At 67.8% G+C, this 18,271-nt stretch carries 20 protein-coding genes; 18 read left to right on the forward strand and 2 right to left on the reverse strand.

Annotation, left to right across the window (positions count from 1 at the left end; all coding sequences use genetic code 11):
* Window positions 1-62: 62 nt before the first annotated feature.
* From EBN03_RS33740 to gvpJ, 3 genes are read left to right on the forward strand one after another with little or no spacing between them, the layout of a single operon-like run.
* Complete coding sequence (locus EBN03_RS33740; RefSeq protein WP_147471577.1) at window positions 63-527, forward strand: hypothetical protein; 465 nt, start codon at window positions 63-65, stop codon at window positions 525-527.
* Between the two features lie 5 nt (window positions 528-532).
* Complete coding sequence (locus tag EBN03_RS13865; protein WP_122188443.1) at window positions 533-1,663, forward strand: SRPBCC family protein; 1,131 nt, start codon at window positions 533-535, stop codon at window positions 1,661-1,663.
* On the forward strand, window positions 1,660-2,064 hold the full coding sequence (gene gvpJ / locus EBN03_RS13870; RefSeq protein ID WP_122188444.1) for a gas vesicle protein GvpJ: 405 nt from the start codon (window positions 1,660-1,662) through the stop codon (window positions 2,062-2,064). Before EBN03_RS13865 ends, gvpJ begins: the two co-directional genes overlap by 4 nt.
* On the opposite strand, the gene EBN03_RS33745 is transcribed toward gvpJ, so the two are convergent.
* A complete protein-coding gene (locus EBN03_RS33745; RefSeq protein ID WP_147471578.1) occupies window positions 2,025-2,450 on the reverse strand; it encodes a hypothetical protein in 426 nt (141 codons plus the stop codon). The two genes, gvpJ and EBN03_RS33745, sit on opposite strands and share 40 nt — an antisense overlap.
* A gap of 166 nt (window positions 2,451-2,616) precedes the next feature.
* Between EBN03_RS33745 and EBN03_RS13875 the strand changes: the two genes are divergently transcribed.
* From EBN03_RS13875 to EBN03_RS35530, 10 genes are all read left to right on the forward strand, one after another.
* Window positions 2,617-2,808, forward strand: coding sequence for a hypothetical protein (locus EBN03_RS13875; protein ID WP_122188445.1), 192 nt, complete (start codon window positions 2,617-2,619; stop codon window positions 2,806-2,808).
* Window positions 2,809-2,953: 145 nt separating this feature from the next.
* A complete protein-coding gene (locus EBN03_RS13880) occupies window positions 2,954-4,642 on the forward strand; it encodes a thiamine pyrophosphate-binding protein (RefSeq protein WP_122188446.1) in 1,689 nt (562 codons plus the stop codon).
* Window positions 4,639-5,313 carry an SRPBCC family protein gene (locus tag EBN03_RS13885; protein WP_122188447.1) on the forward strand — a complete coding sequence of 225 codons (675 nt, stop codon included), beginning with the start codon at window positions 4,639-4,641 and terminating at the stop codon, window positions 5,311-5,313. The genes EBN03_RS13880 and EBN03_RS13885 overlap by 4 nt, the downstream gene beginning before the upstream one ends.
* Before the next feature lie 2 nt (window positions 5,314-5,315).
* Window positions 5,316-6,341: a 3-oxoacyl-ACP synthase III family protein gene (locus EBN03_RS13890; protein WP_122188448.1), complete on the forward strand. Its 1,026-nt coding sequence runs from the start codon at window positions 5,316-5,318 to the stop codon at window positions 6,339-6,341.
* Entirely contained in the window at window positions 6,338-7,348 is a 1,011-nt protein-coding gene (locus EBN03_RS13895) for a pyridoxal phosphate-dependent aminotransferase (RefSeq protein ID WP_122188449.1), read from the forward strand. Before EBN03_RS13890 ends, EBN03_RS13895 begins: the two co-directional genes overlap by 4 nt.
* Entirely contained in the window at window positions 7,345-7,845 is a 501-nt protein-coding gene (locus EBN03_RS35525) for a MarR family winged helix-turn-helix transcriptional regulator (protein ID WP_122188720.1), read from the forward strand. The genes EBN03_RS13895 and EBN03_RS35525 overlap by 4 nt, the downstream gene beginning before the upstream one ends.
* Before the next feature lie 89 nt (window positions 7,846-7,934).
* Window positions 7,935-8,231 (forward strand): hypothetical protein, encoded by a 297-nt coding sequence (locus EBN03_RS13905; protein WP_122188450.1) that lies wholly within the window; start codon window positions 7,935-7,937, stop codon window positions 8,229-8,231.
* A 205-nt stretch (window positions 8,232-8,436) separates the two neighbouring features.
* Window positions 8,437-9,861 carry an MFS transporter gene (locus EBN03_RS13910; protein WP_122188451.1) on the forward strand — a complete coding sequence of 475 codons (1,425 nt, stop codon included), beginning with the start codon at window positions 8,437-8,439 and terminating at the stop codon, window positions 9,859-9,861.
* A gap of 342 nt (window positions 9,862-10,203) precedes the next feature.
* Window positions 10,204-11,079, forward strand: a complete 876-nt coding sequence (locus tag EBN03_RS13915) for a class I SAM-dependent methyltransferase (protein WP_122188452.1) — start codon at window positions 10,204-10,206, stop codon at window positions 11,077-11,079.
* A gap of 218 nt (window positions 11,080-11,297) precedes the next feature.
* Window positions 11,298-11,420, forward strand: a complete 123-nt coding sequence (locus EBN03_RS35530) for a hypothetical protein (RefSeq protein WP_267899287.1) — start codon at window positions 11,298-11,300, stop codon at window positions 11,418-11,420.
* Between the two features lie 69 nt (window positions 11,421-11,489).
* Here the strand turns inward: EBN03_RS35530 and EBN03_RS13925 are convergent, their stop codons facing one another.
* Complete coding sequence (locus EBN03_RS13925; RefSeq protein WP_122188453.1) at window positions 11,490-12,149, reverse strand: TetR/AcrR family transcriptional regulator; 660 nt, start codon at window positions 12,147-12,149, stop codon at window positions 11,490-11,492.
* Window positions 12,150-12,283: 134 nt separating this feature from the next.
* Here EBN03_RS13925 and EBN03_RS13930 point away from each other — a divergent pair, with 134 nt between their 5' ends.
* The 5 genes from EBN03_RS13930 to mhpA are packed head-to-tail and all read left to right on the forward strand — an operon-like array spanning window position 12,284 to window position 18,183.
* The gene (locus EBN03_RS13930) at window positions 12,284-13,417 is read left to right on the forward strand and encodes a VOC family protein (protein ID WP_122188454.1); all 1,134 of its coding nucleotides are present in this window, start codon (window positions 12,284-12,286) and stop codon (window positions 13,415-13,417) included.
* The gene (locus EBN03_RS13935; protein WP_122188455.1) at window positions 13,414-14,352 is read left to right on the forward strand and encodes a fumarylacetoacetate hydrolase family protein; all 939 of its coding nucleotides are present in this window, start codon (window positions 13,414-13,416) and stop codon (window positions 14,350-14,352) included. Before EBN03_RS13930 ends, EBN03_RS13935 begins: the two co-directional genes overlap by 4 nt.
* Complete coding sequence (locus EBN03_RS13940) at window positions 14,349-16,268, forward strand: acyl-CoA synthetase (protein WP_122188456.1); 1,920 nt, start codon at window positions 14,349-14,351, stop codon at window positions 16,266-16,268. The genes EBN03_RS13935 and EBN03_RS13940 overlap by 4 nt, the downstream gene beginning before the upstream one ends.
* Window positions 16,265-16,612, forward strand: coding sequence for a DoxX family protein (locus EBN03_RS13945; RefSeq protein WP_122188457.1), 348 nt, complete (start codon window positions 16,265-16,267; stop codon window positions 16,610-16,612). Before EBN03_RS13940 ends, EBN03_RS13945 begins: the two co-directional genes overlap by 4 nt.
* Window positions 16,609-18,183: a bifunctional 3-(3-hydroxy-phenyl)propionate/3-hydroxycinnamic acid hydroxylase MhpA gene (mhpA, locus tag EBN03_RS13950; RefSeq protein ID WP_122188458.1), complete on the forward strand. Its 1,575-nt coding sequence runs from the start codon at window positions 16,609-16,611 to the stop codon at window positions 18,181-18,183. Before EBN03_RS13945 ends, mhpA begins: the two co-directional genes overlap by 4 nt.
* The last annotated feature ends 88 nt before the right edge of the window (window positions 18,184-18,271 follow it).

Consider the following 18,271-nt stretch of genomic DNA (forward strand, 5'->3'; position numbering starts at 1 on the left):
GACCTCGAACGATCTGGGGCCATTTCGGTGCTGCGGCAGTCGAGCAAGCAAGGGAGTAGATCATGAAAGGCGGGGCAAGAATTGTGGCGGGGGTGGGCGTCGGTTACATGCTGGGGCGCAGGCGAAAGATGCGTTTCGCGTTGTCGCTGGCAGGTGCGGCGATGGCGAGGCGGAACACGGGGATGACCACGGAACTGCTCGAGCGCGGGACGTCGTTGCTCAAATCGTCGCCGGAGCTGACGCAGCTCACCGACACGGTGCGCGGTGAGTTGCTGGGAGCGGTCCGCTCGGCTGCGGTGACTGCCGCGAGCAACCGTATCGATGCGCTCAGTGCCCGGCTGGAACCGGGTTCGACACTCGTCGCCGAGAGAGGCGACGACGAGTGTGAAACAAGCAGCAGGACAACGAGCTCTCCACGCCCACAGCTCCACTCCGGGTCCACGGACCGTAAGTCGTCCTCCTCGGTCCGAGCCGGCGCCGATGCCGATGCCGGCAGCAAAGCGCCGGTACGACGCGTGAGGAGGTGAGGTCGATGCCGAAGACCGACGGGCATCGCAAAGCGACCGCACACACCATCGGCCAGGTCGCCGACGCCGTGAGCCATGCTGGGGAGACGGCACGGAAAACCGCCACATCTGCCCCGACGGGTCTGCTGCAGCAATCGGTGCAGAACCTCGCGGGAACTGTGGCCCAACGCGCGGCAGCCGGGCTGGCGAACCGGGTGTCCGGAACTGTGGACCGGCTCAACGACTACGCAGACGGTAACGGCGGCAACCTGCTGGCGGCCGTCACCGGCGTGGAAAAGCTGGCTGGCGGCGCGTCGCCGCTGCAAGCGGCGATGAGCGCCGGGACGAGCAAGCTCGGGCACACGGTTCGGGAGACGTTCGAGTCTGTCAAGGAGTCGCTGACCGGTGGTAAGGGCAAAGGCGGCACGACGAAGCTGAAACTGACCAATATTGTCGAGCACATCGATGTGGGCGTGCCGATCGATCTGGCCTACGACCAGTGGACTCAGTTCGCGGACTTTCCGAAATTCACGAAGAAGCTCGAGCAGGTCGAGCAGGTGTCCGACGAGAAGCTCAGCTGGACGGGCAAAGTGTTCTGGTCCAGACGCACCTGGGAGTCCACGATCGTGGAGCAGGTGCCGTTCGAGCGGATCGTGTGGCGCTCCAAAGGCGCCAAAGGCTACATCGACGGTGCCGTCAGCTTCCACGAGCTCACCCCGGATCTCACCCGCATTCTCGTGGTGCTCGTGTACCACCCGCAGGGAGTGTTCGAGAAGACCGCCAATATCTGGCGCGCCGCGGGTCGCCGATGCCGGCTGGAACTCAAGCACTTCCAGCGGTATGTCATGACGGAGGCACTATTGCACAGCGACGACATCGTGGGTTGGCACGGCGAGATCCACGATAACGAGGTCGTGGAAGACGACGAGACCGCTCGCCGCAGGGAACGAGCCGACACCGAAGACGATCGTGGCGACGATGAAGCGTCCCGCGACGCAGAAATCAGCGACACCGACGAAGGCGAGGTCGACGAGGAGGACGAGGAAGGCGAGGACAACGAGGCGGACGAACCAGAGCCGCCTTCCCGCCCGACGACCACCCGCCGCAAGACCCCGGTAGCCCGCCGCTCGCGTGTAAGTCAAGGAGCAACCAGATGACTATCCAACCCTCAGGAGGAGGCGGAAGCGGCACACTGGCGCGGCCGAACTCTTCCAGCCTGGCTGATGTCGTAGACACCATCCTCGACAAAGGACTGGTTATCGACGCGTTCGCCCGCGTGTCGCTGGTCGGTATCGAACTGGTGACCATCGACGCCCGCGTGGTGGTCGCCAGTGTCGACACCTATCTGCGTTTCGCCGAGGCGGTGAACCGGCTCGAGATCTCGACCACTGAGCCGAAAGGTCTGACCGATATCGTCGGCGACGTCACCGAAGGCGCGGCGAAACACAAGACGCAAGGCGCACTCGACGCGGCCGGCCAGAAGGTCGCGGATTTCCTCGGCGACGTTCAGAAGAAGCGTCAAACAGTACACAGACCCTCCGAACGTGAGGACCGATGACGGGATGAGACCGGCAGTCGAAGACTCTCGAATCCGAGAACGCTTATACCGCTGTCGGATTCGACGAGACGACGGCCGCCCGACTCATCCCACACGCCGCGGCGGTCAGCGTGCATCTCGTCCTTGCCGTCGTTGCAGCACGGTCCGCAGTACAACCGCATGCCGGAGTGGTCCTGGCCGGGGATGTCGAACGCGGACAACCGCTCCGGCGCGTTCGGCCGAAGATCACGCCGGCACGTCCGGCAGGTGAGTATCCCGGTCCGTGCGAATTTTTCGTGGGCGACATCGAGCCAGTTCTTGCCCGGGTTCCATCGCTTGACCGTCATGCCGCCGCCGACCGGCTCGTAGTACACGAACAGGGGGTGGGCGCCTTCGTCGACTGTCATCGTGGCGCGTGATCTTCCCGGTCTGTGCCCGCCGAGGCTGTGGCGACGCACTACGCTGCTTGGCTTTCTGGTCCAACCTTTCCGGGCCGGGGATGCGGCCAACCACACCCGGCTGTGGGTCTCGGCAGCCAGTGGCCTTCCCGGACCCGGTGACGGTTCCGACCCCATGGAGATCGTTCAAGGCACCCCCATCGAGGTCGTGACGCTGGCGAACTCCCGAATGTTCGAACTGCGCCTGCGGTCGCTCGGCTACGACAACATCACCTACGACTGGCCTGCCCAGGGCGTACACAACTGGCGTAACTGGGAATCGGAGATCGGCAAGATGTTGCCGGATCTGTCGGCCACTATCGGCTGAACGACAGTCGAAACCGTTCGGGCGCAAAGGGTTTCGGTCGCGTGTCGCAAACGTGAACCGCGCCACCGTCATGTGCATCTGGCCCACTTCCGCAGTAGCATCGCCCACGATACATCGCGCACGATGTAATTGAGAGGGGTTCGATGTGGCGTCCGTTGCGGATCATCTGGTTGCTCGGCTGGCGGCCGACGGGATCGATCACGTCTTCGGCGTCGGGGGAGCGAACATCGAGGACGTCTTCGATTCGCTGCACCGGCTGGGCCCGCGCCCGCGCCTGGTGTTGGCCAAGCACGAGTTCGGGGCGGCCACGATGGCCGACGGGTACGCACGCACCACCGGCCGATACGGTGTCGTGCTGGCGACCTCGGGCGGTGGAGCGCTGAATCTCGTTGCGGCGCTGGGGGAGTCGTTCGCGTCGCGGGTACCGGTCCTCGCGCTGGTCGGGCAGCCGCCGACCGCGCTGGAAGGTCGGGGCGCTTTCCAGGACACCAGCGGCCGTGCGGGCACCATCGACGCACAGATGCTGTTCGGTCAGGTCTCGCGCTTCTGTGCGCGGGTCGACGACCCGGCCGGATTTCCCGAACTGCTGGCGGACGCCCTGGCGGCCGTGGCCGAGGGGGGACCCGCGGTTCTGCTGCTACCCAAGGACATTCAGCAGACCGAGGCCCGGGCGCCGCGAACAGGGAGCGACCGGCGTCCGAGCGAACCGGATGGTCACGACGCGAACGGAATACGGTCAGCGAATCCGAAGCCCGCCGACCACTCGCGGGCCGACCATGCGCGTGCTGAGCACCTCGTCGTGGAGTCCGCGGCCGGGACGGTCGTGATCATCGCCGGCGCGGAGATCGCCCGGGCCGACGCGCGAGCCGAATTGTCCGCGCTCGCCGTCGCATTGGATGCGGCGGTGGTCGTAGCGCCGGACGCCAAAGACGTGTTCCCGAATGCCCACCCGTTGTACGCCGGAGTCGCCGGAATCATGGGACACCCCGGGATCGCCGCACTGATCGCGGACGCCGCCCTGTGCCTCGTGGTCGGAACACCGTTGCCGACGACCGAGCGGGGCGGGCTGGAATCCGCGCTGGCGCAGACGACGGTCCTCCACCTCGGCATCGACGCGCCGTTCGTCGCGGCCGCGGCGAGTGTGAGCGGTGAGCTGCGGAAGAACCTGGCACGACTCACGGCGGCCGCACCACCGCGGGCCTCGCGCGCGCGCCGGATCGACGCCGGCAGCCTCGAACCACCCAGCGCAACCGGCGCGGGAATCCGCTACCGCCAGGCAGTTTCGGCGATCGCCGCGCGACTGGCGCCGGGCGACGGCGTGTTCGCCGACGCCGGCAACACCGGTGCGGCGGTCATCCATCACCTGCCGGTGCCCGAGGACGGCCTGTTCGTCGTCGCTCTGGGCATGGGTGGCATGGGCTACGCATTCGGCGCGGGGATCGGCAGCGCGCTCGGGCGTGGCCGGCGCACCTACGTCCTCGCCGGCGACGGGTCCTTCCTCATGCACGGATTCGAGGTGCACACCGCCGCGGAATATCAGGCGCCGGTGACGTTCGTCGTGTTCAACAACAACGCGCACGCGATGTGTGTGACCCGCGAACAGCTCTACTACTCCGGCGATTACACGTTCAACCGATTCGCACCCTCCGACCCGGCCGCGGCGATCGACGCGTTGCTGCCGGGCATTACCGCTCGATCCGCGAGCACCCTCGCGGAACTCGAGCGAGCCCTGGACGAGACCGCGGCGATCCCCGGTCCCGTATTCGTCTGCATCGATTGCGATCCCGACGAGATCCCGCCGTTCGCACCGTTTCTCGAGGAGTTCTCCGCATGACCGTCTCCGATCCACCCGAACTCGACCTGCCCGGCGTGTACCGGGTGGAGAAGCTCAGCGTCAAGGCAGGAATGCCGCTGGTACTGGACATGACCCGCGCGGTGTATCCGCACGCCGAGGTGTACGGCGACTACATCACCGTTCAAGAGCACATCGACGTGCCGCCGGCCGAGCTGTTCGACTATCTGTCCGACACCCGCAGCCTGGGTGAATGGACCTACAGCATGCGTAATTTCGAGCGCGTCGCCGAGCCCGGCCCCCCGTCGGGTCCGGGCAACAGCGACGACGGGCTGTGGGTGTCCGACGACAAGATCGGCGACCACACCAGGATCTACACCCGCACCGTCGTCAACGCCGGAGCCCGCACCGTCGACTACCACTGTGCCTGGGACCAGAGCGAACACCTGTGGATGATCTACCTGATGCGGGTGATCGACGCCCAGGTGGTGTTCGGCAAGCCCGGCTCGGTGGTCATCTGGACCAACTGCCGCCACCCCTTCTACGACGAGAACGGGCACCCGGAGACCGCTCCGGCGGGCCGCCCGGTCTGGGTGGGCGACTTCTGGGACCTCTTCTACGCCGGTCACCTGCTGGAACTGCGAAACCTGAAGGCGATCGCCGAATACCGGCACGCGAACGGACTGCCGATCAAGCCCGATTGGATGCGCTGACGATGAGAAAGCCCCTGGTCAGTCTCGACGACATCGCCGGATACCTGCCCGAGAACCGGGTGCCGGCCGAGTATTTCGCGCAATTCGCCGAGTCCGACGAACTCGCCGATCACGTCATGTTCAAGGCGCCCGCCTATCGCCACCACATCGCCGTGGGCGAGACACCCGCCGACATGGTCGAGCGGGCGATCGCGCCGATGCTGCAGCGGCGCGGCCGCGGGCTGCTCGACGAGGTCGACGTCCTGATCGCCCACACCCAGCTGCCCGATATCGCGGTGGTCGGCAACGGCGGCGAAATCGCCCACCGGCTCGGGATCAACCCCGAATGGCTCATCGACCTGCACAACGGCGGCTGCGCGGCATTCGTCTACGCGATGAAACTCGCCCGCCAGATCCTCGAAACCACCGATGCCCGCGCGGCGCTCATCTGCACGGTGCAGAACGCGGCCGGCCAGATCTTCACCCAGCCCACCGTTCGCACCAAGCCGCAGGCCGCGGTTCCCGGCGACGGCGCGGGTGTCGGGCTGCTCACCAAGTCCGGTCATTCGCCGATCCTGGATATCGTGGCCCGGCACTATCCGGCCTACGCCGGGCAGATGACCGGGATCGCCGAACCGCCGCGCAAGTACTGGGAGGCGGGCGCGGGTGAAATGCATGTCGGTTTCACCGAATCGAAGATCGCGAAGGTGCTGACCCGCGGGAACCAGATGGTGCCCGAGGTCGCCTACAGTGTGTGCCGCAACATCGGGACCGACACCAAGGACGTCGACCTGCTGGTCACCAACCAGCCGAACCGGTTGTTCCTGCGGAATTGGCGTGACGCACTGCAGCTTCCGCCCGAGCGACACCCGGACACCTTCGACGACTGCGGCAACCTGTTCGGCGCCGGCATCCCGGTCACCTTCGATCGGGTCGTGCGTACCGGTGGGGTCGCGGCCGGAGACCTGGTGCTGTTCGCCGGGTTCGCGCACGCCGGTGACTTCGCCGCGGCGGCAGCCGTCGACTGGCAGGGCCCGGCGGCCGCATGAGCCCGGCCGCCGTGGGCACGGTGCACGCACTCGGGTTGAACGAGAACCCCTTCCAGCCCCTGCAGTCGGTGCGGGACGCGCTGGCCGCCGCGCTGCCCCACGCGAACCGCTACCCCGAGTTCCTGCCCGATCGGCTGCACCGGTCGATCGCGCGGCACACCGGCTTCGGGGCCGACCAGATCGTGGTCGGCCCCGGCGCCACGGGGGTCGTGATGTACATCCTGCAGGAATTCGTCGCCCCCGGTGAGCGGGTGGTGACCGCGACGCCGACGTTCGACGGCTATCCGCTGATGACCGCGACCGTGGGCGGTGAGTCGGTGCGGGTGCCGTTGACCGCGAACGGATATCAGGATCTGCCTGCCATGGCGGCCGCGATCGATGCCCGGACCCGGGTCGTAGTGTTGTGCACACCGCACAACCCGACCGGCACCTGTATCGCGCGCGCCGAACTGGATCGGTTGCTCGGCGCGGTCCCGGATCGAGTGATCGTCGTCCTCGACGAGGCGTATGTCGAGTTCGCCGGTGCCGCGGACCGTCCCGACGTGCACGACGTGCTGCGGCGGCACCCCAATGTCGTTGTGCTGCGCACGTTCTCGAAGGCCTACGGGCTCGCCGCGCTGCGGATCGGTTACGGTATCGCCGCACCGGCGCTGGCCGCGCGGATCGGGCGCTGGCAGTTGCCGTTCGGGATCAACTCGCTCGCCGACGTGGCCGTCACCGCCTCGTACGCGGCCGAATCCGAACTGGCTCAGCGGATCGAGCTGATCACCCGCGAACGTGACCATCTGGGCACGGCGTTGCGCGCACAGGGGTTCGCGGTGCCGGCCAGCTCAGCGAACTTCCTGTTCATCCAGTGCGGCGACGAGGAGACGGTGCGGCTGACAACGGCCCTGCACCGATCCGGAATCGTGGTGAAATCTTACGATGGTGCGGGAGTACGCATCACCGTCGCCGACCGATCAGCGTCCGAGGCGGTGATGCGGCTGCTCGCGGGATGGGAGTCATGAACAGCTCGACGACAACACACACCTCCGCGGCGGATCACGAGCCCGCCGCGGGGATCTCGCTGGCGCTGGACAATCAACTGTGTTTCGCGCTGTACGCGGCGTCACGTCTGGTCGCGGCGGCATACCGACCGTTCCTGGACGAGATGGGACTCACCTATCCGCAGTACCTGGTCATGCTGGCCCTGTGGGAGCAGCCGGGATCGAGCATGAAGCAATTGTGTGCCCGGCTGAGCCTCAACTACGGCACAGTGTCGCCGCTGGTCAAACGCCTGGTCGCGGCCGGTCTGGTCGAGAGCGACCCGGCCGGCGACAAGCGTGCGGTCGTCCTGCGGCCCAGCGCGGTGAGCTGGGCGTTGCAGGATCAGTCCGAATGCATGATCGAGAGCGTGACCAGCGATGTCGGGCTGCCACCGGAGCAGTTGTCCGGGCTCCGTGACGAAGTCAACGATCTGGCCCGGCGTCTCGCCGCAGCCGTGCGGGCGCGTAGCTGCGCTTGAATCACTGGGACAACGCATTTCGCGCCGGTTGAGTGTCGGTTCTCCACGGTGCGTGTCCTGACTCGCTGGGCTTACTCGTCCACGAACTGATGTCGCGCCAGGTGCTGCGACTGCCGTTGCCGCTCGATGTCGTGAAGCCGGACGTCTTTCTTCCGCACGCGCCGATCGCGGCCGGCGGTGCCGCCACTGCGCTGCCCGAGCAGCCCGCCGATCTGCTCGGTGTCCCGTATGACTGGCAGGGCTGGACCAAACCGCTCGGCGATTTCCTGCACGACACCGACACCGACGTCAACGAATTCGTCCACCACGGCAACCTTGTGGCGATCGAAGACGAGTGGCAGACCGCATTGCGGGCTGTTCTGCAGCACATCTGCGGCTGCAACTGATCACAGGAGTGAGCTGCGTATGCGCGGCTCACTCCTCGAAACAGCCGCGGTGCCGCGGGGATTGTTGTTCGGCAGCGTTTGGGGGACGCGGCGAACTGCGCTGGTCGGCGCGCCACTCGAACCTTCAGCGGTGAGAACCTTGACAGCTGCATACCCTAGGGGGGTACGGTATTTTGCATCGGACTTCTGGAAGGACGGACGCGAAATGTCCACCCCCACACAGCCGGCCTCTCGAAAGTGGCTGGCACTCGCGGTCATTGCGGCCGCCCAGTTCATGGTCATCATGGACACCTCGATCATCGGGGTCGCATTGCCGAAATTGCAGACCTCGCTGGGGTTCTCGCAGGGGAACCTGAGCTGGGTGTTCAACGCCTACGTGATCGCCTTCGGTGGGCTGCTGCTGCTCGGCGGTCGACTGTCGGACCTGCTCGGCGCGCGCCGGGTGTTCGGGGCCGGCTGGCTGGTGCTGCTGATCGGCTCGGTGATCGCCGGGGCCGCGGGTACCGTCGGCGTCGAGCTCGCCGGGCGCGCGGTGCAGGGCGCCGGCGCGGCACTGATCGCGCCCTCTGCCCTGACCCTGCTGATGATGCTGTTCGGCGCCGTGCCACAGGAACTGGGCAAAGCACTGGCCGTCTACGGCGCGGCGGCACCGGCCGGTGGCACCGCCGGCGTCTTCCTCGGTGGTGTGATCACCGAATATGCCAGCTGGCCTTGGGTCTTCTACATCAACATCCCGATCGCGGTACTCGCGATGCTCGCCGTGCCGGCTCTGATGCCCAGTGCCCCCACACGTTCCGGCTCCGTCGACATCTTCGGCGCGATCACCGTCACCGCCGGACTGGGTGCCGGGGTCTACGGCATCGTCCGTGCCCCCGAGGTCGGCTGGACCGCCGGCTCGACCGTGGGCGCACTGGCCGCGGCCGTCGTATTGCTGGCCGGCTTCGTGGTCATCCAGTCCCGCCGCCGGGAACCGCTGATGCGCCTGGGCATCTTCACCGCGCCGAACCTGGCCGCCGCCAACATCGCTCAGCTGCTGCTCGGTGCCGCGTGGGTACCCATGTGGTTCTTCCTGAACCTGTACCTGCAGCAGGTGCTCGGCTACAGCGCCTTCCCCTCCGGCGCCGCGCTGCTGCCGATGACCACCCTGATCATGCTCGGCATGGTGGTGCTGGCCCCGAAGGCGATGCAGCGCTTCGGCGCCAAGTCGATGATCGTCACCGGCCTGGCCGTGCTGGGCGTCGGGCTCGCGATCATGTCGCTGGTCCGTGCCACCGGCAACTTCTGGGTCGATGTGCTGCCCGCGTCGCTGGTCGCCGCCGGCGGTATGGCGCTGGCCTTCATCCCTTCCCTGGGCACCGCGATCGGCGCGGCCCGTCCCGAGGAAGGCGGTCTGGCGTCGGGCATCGTCAACGTCAGCTACCAGGTCGGCTCGGCGGTCGGCCTGGCCGCGATGACCGCTGTAGCCGGCGCCTCCGGTGCCGACGAACTCGGTAACCCGCCGGAACTGACCCACGGTTTCTCCGCGGCCTTCGCCGGCGCGGCAACCATCGCCCTGGTGGGCGCCGCCGTCACCGCGGCGGTCATGCGCTCCCCGAAGCCGGCCCTGGAACTGGCATCCGAGGCCGCGTGATCTATCGACACTGCGAACGGGCCCGTCCGCGGACGGGCCCGTTCGCACTGTCGACAGTCGCTCGCCGAACTGGTGTTCGACAACGCCCGAGGGAGTAGGTTGCAGGAGGGATCCTGTTTCGGTCCCATGTCCCGCCTGCACGCGGCGTCGGCTCGACACCCTGCTGGTCGTACCGGTGATCGTCCGAGTCGCGTTCGGGGATCCGGGCGTCGGTGCCCGGAGGCGATGACCAGGCTGTGAGGCGCACGTCCGGTGTCGGTGACCTCCAAGGGTCCGAAGTCCCTGGCCACCGCAAGACCTCCTCGTCGGAGGGCCGGCCGACATTGGGCAAGAGGCAGGACTATGGCTCAGTACTCACCCGATATCGAGATGATCGACACGATGCCGCGTGGTGGTCCGGACGCGTCCTGGCTCGACCGGCGTCTGCAGACCGGGCGGCTCGAATACCTCGACAGAGACGACGCGCAGCGCAGACAGAGGGTCGTCGCATTTCTCGATCGAGTCAGCACGCTGTTCAACGACTACGACCGCAACGCGCATCTGGTGGTCGGGCAGCTCGATGGCCTGCGGAATCCGCGGGTGCTCGAATTGGGTGCGGGCCACGGCGGGCTGGCGGCACGGGTGCTGGATCTGCACGCCACCGCGACGGTGACAGTGACCGACCTGGATCCGAAATCGGTTGCCGCGATCGAGGCAGGTCCCTTGGGCGCCCATCCCCGCGCCATCGCTCGCGTCGTCGACGCGACCGCGATCGACGCACCCGATCGCAGCTACGACCTGGTCGTGCTGGCGATGACCCTGCATCATCTCCCGCCCGGCCTCGCCTGCCGAGCCATCGCCGAAGCCACCCGTGTCGGTAGGAGATTCCTCGTTCTCGACGTGATACGGCCACCGGCGATCGCGTTGGCGGTGGTACCCGTGCTGACCTTGTTGCCCATGGTCCTGATCGTGCTGATCTTCTCCTCGCCGTTCGCGGTCCTTCCGATCCTGCACGACGCCTATATCAGCGTGCTGCGCTCCTACAGCAGGTCGGCGTTCATCGCGCTCGGCCGAGCGGCCGGCCCAGCGATCACTGTCGAGTTCCTGGCGACCAGGGGGCAAGCGGCCGTGCTCTACATCAAGCCGCCGAACGTTCACCTCACCGGCCACATGTTCGCGCGCACCGGGCAGCTGTGGCTTGCCGTCGGTGACGACACAGGTCCAGGCCGTGCCATGTGATTGCGCAATCCAGACGCAGCGCTAGTCCGAATTCGACTGTTCCCGTAGGGCGGCCATCGGGCAGGAGCCGATGGCCGCCCGTGCTGTGGGGAGGTGTTCGGCGGGGATGTCGGTGCCTTCGAATCGATGGGTCAGCTCCGCGTCGTCGTCCAAGCTGCGCGCTCGACCAGGCCACCGTCTACTGGCTACGCAACGGCGAGCCGTTCGAGGTGGAATCGATGGTCGACTGCATGCTCGAGCTGGCCCTGGCCGCGGTGCGCGCCGCCGCGAAGCTCGATCCCGCCCTGGACGTGACCACCGCAGTCGACGTCATGCGCGACGCTCTCGGCGAACAACCGTGAACAACGAGCGCATGGCGAACTGTAAACGGTGACTTGGGAATACGTTCCTTCGGCCGAAGGCGGGACCGGCTAGGGGGTCGAGCCGGCGCGCGGCAGGTCGAGAGGGGGTAGCGGGCGTCGGCAGATTTCCCGGGCTTCTTCGGGGGAGAGGCCGAACAGGCGCAGGAGGTCCTCGGCCACCTGGTCGGCGGCCTCGGCGTCGTCGCGTTCGGGGTGGTCGTGCAGCAGTTGCCCCAGGCACAGGGCGGCACCCGTGACGATGGTCATCGACAGTTCCGGGTCGCGAATATCGAAGCGCCCGGCTTCGGCTGCGGCCTCGATGTCGCGTCGCGCGCGGGGCGCGAGTCCTCGGTCCGAACTCGCCATGCGGAACCCGTCACTGAGCAGCACTTTGCTGAGGGTGGGGTGCAGACGGTGCAGGCGGCCGGTGAGGCGGAAGCTCTGCGCGAAGACCTGAGCCGGATCCTCGATGTCCTTGCACAGTTGATCGAGCAGTGCGCCGTGGCGGTCGAGCGCCTCCTCGACCGCGGCCTGGAACAGCTCCTCGCGGCTCTGGAAGTGGTTGTAGAACGAACCCATGCCGACGTCGGCGGCCTGGGTGATCTCGAGGATCGGTACGGCGATCTTGCCCTCGGCCAGCAGCGATTGCGCCGCGCCGACCAACGCGGCGCGAGTGCGGGCCTTGCGGCGTTCCAGGCGGTTGGGTTCGGACCCGTTGCTTGCGGTCATCGATGCACCTCTCCTGCCGTACAGACTCAACATCGTAGCCGCTCGAATCAATATTGACGTAATCGTCAGAGAAGTCTTGACTGACGACCCACTCTTAAGTGACGATATCTTCAGTACTTGGAAGGGAGTGGTAGATGACCGGCCATCACGATGTACACAGCGATCTGCACAGCGAGCACGGGGCGCATGCGGGCGAGCATCCGGGCCGGGCGAGCGACCCCGTGATCAAAGTGCTGGACCTCGCGTGGCTCGAGTTCGAGAAGCCCGATCTGGATCGGGCGGAAACCTTCGCCCACGCCTTCGGTTTCGCGACCGCCGCGCGGACCGCCGACGAGCTGCAGTTGCGCGGGACTGACCCAGGCTCGCCGTGCGTGCTCGTTCGACGTGGGGCTCGCTCGCGCTTCGTCGGCCCGGCCTTTCGTGCGGTCGATTCCGCCGATCTGCTGCGGTTGGCCGCCGCGACCGGTGCGCGAGCCGTGCCGTTGCCGGAGTCGCTGGGCGGGCTGACCGTCGACCTCGTGGATCCGAGCCGCCTGCGGGTGCGGGTGGTCGCCGAGACGCACGAACTGGAGGCTTTGCCGACGCAGCGGCCCCACACGTTCAACTTCGGGCACGAGGTGGCGCGGGTGAATGCCCCGCAGCGGCCGCTGCGCGCACCGGCACGCGTGCGCAGGCTCGGGCACGTGGTGATCCAATCGACGAAATACCGCGAAACCCTCGACTGGTATCTGCGGAATCTGGGCCTGATCGTCAGCGACTTCCTTTATTACCCGGGCCAGCGACAGCGCGGTCCGGTCATGAGTTTCATTCGCTGCGACCAGGGTTCGGTGCCGGCCGATCATCACACCCTCGCGCTCACGCTCGGCCCCTCGAACCGGTATGTGCACTCGGCGTATCAGGTCGCCGACCTGGACGCGCTCGCGGCCGGTGGAGAGTATCTGCGCGAGCAGGGTTATCACCGATCGTGGGGGATCGGCCGCCATATTCAGGGCAGCCAGATCTTCGACTACTGGCGCGATCCCGACGGGTTCATGGTGGAGCACTTCAGTGACGGCGACATGTTCGACTCCACCCTCGAACCGGGCTGGGCGCCGATGACCGCGTCCGGTCTGGCGCAGTGGGGCCCGCCCATAACCAAGGACTTCCTCGGCATCAAGCCCGGAGCCGAATCGCTGCGCGAACTGCGCTCGATCGTCGAGGCGCTGCGCGAGGACAACGAATTCGATCTCCGCCGCCTGCGCGGCCTGTTGAAAGTAGCCAACTCATGAGCACATCCATCCTCCGCACCGCCGACGCCTGGTGGGTGCAGACCCCCGCCGGTGCCGCCCGCATCGATACCACCGCGACGACCACGCGGGAACTGCTCGCCGATCGTGCGGCGATCACCGCAGCGGCATCCGGCGCGGAAACCGTGGCAGTGGAAAGCCTTTCGTTGATTTCCCCGGTGACGGCGCCGTGCCGGGTGGTGGCGCAGATGACGAATTTCGCCTCGCACGTGAAGGACTCGGGCATGGACCCCGAAACCGTGCCGCTGACGTTCTTCCGCAAGGCGTCCGGATCGATCAGCGGACCCCACGACGACGTCATCCGGCCCGCGCACGTGAAACTGCTCGACTACGAAGTGGAGATCGGCCTCGTATTCGGCCGTGAGATGCCGGTCGGGTCGGAGGTGACGGCGGAGAACCTGGCCGACTACATCGCGGGCCTGGTCGTCACCAACGATGTGTCCGCCCGCGATGTCCAGCTGCCGAAAACCCAGTTCTACGAGGCGAAGTCGTATCCCACCTTCACGCCGGTCGGCCCGGCGCTGGTGCTGCTCGACGCCGACGAGCTGAAGCGGTTCGGGGACCTGCGGTTGCGGTTGTGGGTCAACGGCCAAGTGCGGCAGGACATGACGGTCGCGGACATGATCTACCGGCCGGTCGAGACGCTGCGTACCCTGACCCGATTCCAGCGCATGGACGCCGGGGATCTGCTGCTCACCGGAACCCCGATCGGCACCGCGCTCAGTGCCCCGCCCAAGGCCGTAGCGTTGCTCGGCTCGCTGCTGCCGCCGAAGGTCAAGTGGAAGCTGTTCTTCCAGGGGCAGGCCAAGAATCCGAAGTACCTGCAGGACGGGGACGTGGTCGAGGCCGCGATCGGCACCGACGACGGCGCCCTCGACCTGGGCCGCCAGCGCACGGTCGTGAGGTACGCCCGATGACCGACAACACGACGACCCTCGAGACCTCGACCGAGGACTCGCTCTGGCCCCGGTACACCAGCCCGGAGGACCTGGCGGCCATCGAAGCGGTACCGCTCGAGGCGCGCGGTCTGCCCGAATCGACCTACGCCCTGCTGGTCCGCGCGGCGGCGCGGTGGCCGGAGCGCACCGCGGTCACCGTGCTGCCGGATGCGGCGCGATGGCGAGAGCCGTTGCAGCGCAACTACTCCGAGCTGCTCGTCGACGTGCACAAGTACGCGAACCTGCTGCACGAGCTGGGTGTGCGCCGCGCCGACGCGGTCGCGCTGATCGCGCCCAACTGCGCGGAACTGATCCCGGCCACTCTCGCCGCACAGCTGGCGGGCATCGCCGCACCGATCAACGGCGGCCTGTCACACGAGCACGTCGCGGAGCTGCTGCGCCGCTCGGGAGCGCGGGTGTTGATCGCCGCCGGTCCGGAACTCGAGCCTGACACCTGGGCCGCCGCACGCGAACTCGCGGCGCGCGGTCTGCTGGATGCCCTGCTGGTGTTGCGTCCGACGGCGGCCCCGGAGCCGCCGCCGACCCTGCCCGGTATCGACGGCCTCCGCATCGGTTACCTCGATACCCTTGCCGCCGAACAGGATTCGATCAGTTTTCACGGAGAACCGCCGAAGGCATCGGATCTGGCGGCGCTGTTCCACACCGGCGGTACGACGGGTGTGCCGAAGCTGGCGGCGCACCGTCATTCCGGTGAGGTGTCCAATGCGTGGATGATCGCCGCCAACTCGCTGCTCGACGAGGAATCGGTGGTCTTCGCCGCGCTGCCGCTGTTCCACGTCAACGCACTGGTCGTCACCCTGCTCGCCCCGCTGTTCCGCGGACAGCCGGTGGTATGGGCCGGTCCGCTGGGATACCGGGACATGACGCTCTACGCGGAGTTCTGGAATATCCTGGCGCACTACCGAATTGCCGCGATCAGCGCCGTGCCGACGGTCTACGCGGTGCTGGCGCAGTGTCCGATCGACACCGACATCACCAGCTTGCGTTACGCGATGGTCGGCGCGTCCCCGCTGCCGCTCGCGGTGCGCGAGAACTTCCAGCTGCACACCGGGGTCACGTTGGTGGAGGGATACGGTCTCACCGAGGCGACGTGCGCCACCGCGCGCAGCTTCCCGGATGTTCCCCGGCCCGGCGCGGTCGGGCAACGCATGCCCTATCAGCAGGTCGCGGTCGTCCGCACGGCTGAAGACGGGGTGTGGGAGGCACTGCCCGCCGGGGAGACCGGGGTCCTGGTCATCAGTGGCCCAACGGTTTTCGCCGGATACGTGACCGGCCGCGACGAACACGGTCACCGCCTCGACGGACTGGGCACCGTGGTCGACGGCTGGCTGAGCACCGGCGACCTCGCCCATATCGACGAGGAGGGATTCATCCATCTGCACGGTCGCGCAAAGGATCTCATCATCCGCGGCGGCCACAACATCGATCCCGCGAGCATCGAGGACGCCCTGCTGAGCCACCCGCGGGTGAGCGCGGCCGGCGCGGTGGGCCGCCCGGACGTCCACGCCGGTGAGGTCCCGGTCGCCTACGTCGCGCTCACCGCGGGCGCCGAGGTCACCGAGGACGAACTGGTGGCGTGGGCCGCCGAGCGGGTGCACGAGCGCGCCGCCGCTCCCAAGACGGTCACCATCCTCGACGCGCTACCCGTCACCGATGTCGGAAAGCCTTACAAGCTGGGCCTGCGCGCCGATGCCACCCGCCGCGAACTGCTCGACGCGTTCGCCGAGACCACCGGTGTGGCCGGTATCGCCGCCGCGGTCGAGGACGGCACGATCGTCGCCACCGTCGTGCTGAACCCCGACGCCGACCGACCCGCAGTCGAGGCGATCCTGGGCCGCTATGCGATCGACGCGAGAATCGACGTGCGGCAATGAAAACCGTGGCGAGGGTGCTCGGTGGCGTGCTGGCCGCCGAATTCCTGTCCCTCGGGACGGCCAAGGTCGCGTCGATGCGTGAGCGTGCGGCGCACCTCGGGTACTCCACCACCGCTTATCGCGGCATCGGCGCGGTCGAACTCCTCGCGGCCGGTGGAGTGCTGCTGGGACCGGTCCGACCCGTGATAGGCCGGGCGGCCGGGGTCGGGCTGGTGGTGTTGATGACCGGTGCGGTCGCCGGCCATCTCCGAAACGGCGACGGTACAGCCGGAATCGTGCCCGCGGCCGGAACAGCTCTGGTCGCCGCGGCCTACGTGGCCACATTGACCGGTGGGCCCCGATGACGTCGCCGACAGTTCGGGTGGTGATCGTCGGGGCGGGCCCGTCGGGGCTCACCGCGGCCACGCTGCTCGCCCAGTACGGGATCCCCTCGATGGTGCTCGAGCGGTGGGAGGGTGTCTATCCGCAACCGCGCGCGGTCCATCTCGACGGTGAGATCCGGCGGATCGTGGAACGTCTGGGTATCGGCGCGGGATTCGACGCGATCAGCCGGCCCGCCCTGGGGTTGCGCCTGGTGGATTCGCGGCATCGAGTGCTGGCGCAATTCGACCGCGATCCGGCCGGGGGCCGCAACGGTTTTCCCGAGGCCAACCTGTTCGACCAGCCGGAGCTGGAAGCGCTGTTGCGCGCCGATCTGGCGCTGCATCCGGCGGTCTCGCTGCGCGGCGGTGTCGAAGTCACCGGAATAGCCGTGGAGAAAGACTGTGTCCGAGTCGATTTCGACGACCGCGCCACCGGCGGGTCCGAGTCGGTGCGCGCCCGCTACGTGCTGGGGTGCGACGGCGCGAACAGCCTGGTGCGCACCACCATCGGCGCGCGCATGCGCGACCTGCGATTCGAGCAGCGCTGGCTGGTCGTCGACCTCGCGACCACCGCCGACCTGGGACACTGGGGCGGCGTGCATCAGGTGTGCGACCCGCGTCGAGCCGCGACCTACATGCGCATCGGCACGACCCGCCATCGGTGGGAATTCCGTTTGCGCCCCGGCGAATCCGCCGATGACTTCCGTGATCTCGCCCGACTGTGGCCGCTGCTGGGCCCCTGGCTGGCCGACGTCGACCGCGAGGGCTTGGAGTTGGTCCGGGTGGCGGAGTACACCTTCCGCGCGCAACTGGCCGACCGGTGGCGTGCCGGGCGGGTGTTCCTGCTCGGTGACGCCGCCCACCTCACTCCGCCGTTCATCGGTCAGGGCATGGGCGCGGGCATGCGCGATGCCGCCAACCTCAGCTGGAAACTGGCCGGGGTACTGCGCGGCGAGCTGCCGGAATCGATGCTCGACACCTACCAAACCGAGCGGAAACCGCACGCGCACATGATGATCCGGCTGGCCAAGCTCACCGGCTTGACCATGACCGAGGGCGGCGAACTGGGCGATCGACTGCGCGGCCTGCTCGCTCCGCGACTGCACCGGCTGCCCGGGCTGACCCGGACGATCATCAGCGGAGAGTCACCGCCGCTGCACCGCTCCGCGCTGGTGGCCGCACCGCGGTTGCGGCGCGGTCTGGCCGGAAGGCTGGTCCCGAACGAACAGATGGCCGACGGGCGTCGGGTCGACGACATCATCGCGGGGCGCTATGCCGTCATCACGACGGCCGGGCCGTCGCCGACGGAGGCGGCGACGGTCGAACAGCGCGGCGGCGTGGTGTTGCGTGCCGTGCCGGGTACCGCGCTGCACCGCTGGCTGCGCGGCGGGCGCGCCGCCGCCGTGCTCGTCCGCCCCGACGGCACTGTGCAGGCTTGCGGGCGAACGGTGTCGGAGCTGTGTTCGTCGCTGCCGGGTTTCACCCCGAGCGCCCACCCCGGCGGATCTCACCCACCGCTTGACGGGAACGGAAGAACAGATGCTCGGTCGTAGGACCTTGCACTTCACGTCGCCGGGAGCCGTCAACGAACAGGTGACCGCCCTGCGCCGCACCGGCGGCGTCGACGATTGGGCCGCGCTG

Source organism: Nocardia stercoris, assembly GCF_003696265.1.
Classification (GTDB): Bacteria; Actinomycetota; Actinomycetes; order Mycobacteriales; family Mycobacteriaceae; genus Nocardia; species Nocardia stercoris.

Coding starts and splice junctions, on each gene's coding strand:
- EBN03_RS35530 (WP_267899287.1), top strand. CDS start 11,298: ATGGTCGACTGCATGCTCGAGCTGGCCCTGGCCGCGGTGCGCGCCGCC.
- EBN03_RS13875 (WP_122188445.1), top strand. CDS start 2,617: ATGGAGATCGTTCAAGGCACCCCCATCGAGGTCGTGACGCTGGCGAAC.
- EBN03_RS13915 (WP_122188452.1), top strand. CDS start 10,204: ATGGCTCAGTACTCACCCGATATCGAGATGATCGACACGATGCCGCGT.
- EBN03_RS13890 (WP_122188448.1), top strand. CDS start 5,316: ATGAGAAAGCCCCTGGTCAGTCTCGACGACATCGCCGGATACCTGCCC.
- EBN03_RS13925 (WP_122188453.1), bottom strand. CDS start 12,149: ATGACCGCAAGCAACGGGTCCGAACCCAACCGCCTGGAACGCCGCAAG.
- EBN03_RS13945 (WP_122188457.1), top strand. CDS start 16,265: ATGAAAACCGTGGCGAGGGTGCTCGGTGGCGTGCTGGCCGCCGAATTC.
- EBN03_RS13905 (WP_122188450.1), top strand. CDS start 7,935: ATGTCGCGCCAGGTGCTGCGACTGCCGTTGCCGCTCGATGTCGTGAAG.
- EBN03_RS33745 (WP_147471578.1), bottom strand. CDS start 2,450: ATGACAGTCGACGAAGGCGCCCACCCCCTGTTCGTGTACTACGAGCCG.
- EBN03_RS33740 (WP_147471577.1), top strand. CDS start 63: ATGAAAGGCGGGGCAAGAATTGTGGCGGGGGTGGGCGTCGGTTACATG.
- gvpJ (WP_122188444.1), top strand. CDS start 1,660: ATGACTATCCAACCCTCAGGAGGAGGCGGAAGCGGCACACTGGCGCGG.
- EBN03_RS13935 (WP_122188455.1), top strand. CDS start 13,414: ATGAGCACATCCATCCTCCGCACCGCCGACGCCTGGTGGGTGCAGACC.
- EBN03_RS35525 (WP_122188720.1), top strand. CDS start 7,345: ATGAACAGCTCGACGACAACACACACCTCCGCGGCGGATCACGAGCCC.
- EBN03_RS13895 (WP_122188449.1), top strand. CDS start 6,338: ATGAGCCCGGCCGCCGTGGGCACGGTGCACGCACTCGGGTTGAACGAG.
- EBN03_RS13885 (WP_122188447.1), top strand. CDS start 4,639: ATGACCGTCTCCGATCCACCCGAACTCGACCTGCCCGGCGTGTACCGG.
- EBN03_RS13940 (WP_122188456.1), top strand. CDS start 14,349: ATGACCGACAACACGACGACCCTCGAGACCTCGACCGAGGACTCGCTC.
- EBN03_RS13865 (WP_122188443.1), top strand. CDS start 533: ATGCCGAAGACCGACGGGCATCGCAAAGCGACCGCACACACCATCGGC.
- EBN03_RS13930 (WP_122188454.1), top strand. CDS start 12,284: ATGACCGGCCATCACGATGTACACAGCGATCTGCACAGCGAGCACGGG.
- EBN03_RS13910 (WP_122188451.1), top strand. CDS start 8,437: ATGTCCACCCCCACACAGCCGGCCTCTCGAAAGTGGCTGGCACTCGCG.
- mhpA (WP_122188458.1), top strand. CDS start 16,609: ATGACGTCGCCGACAGTTCGGGTGGTGATCGTCGGGGCGGGCCCGTCG.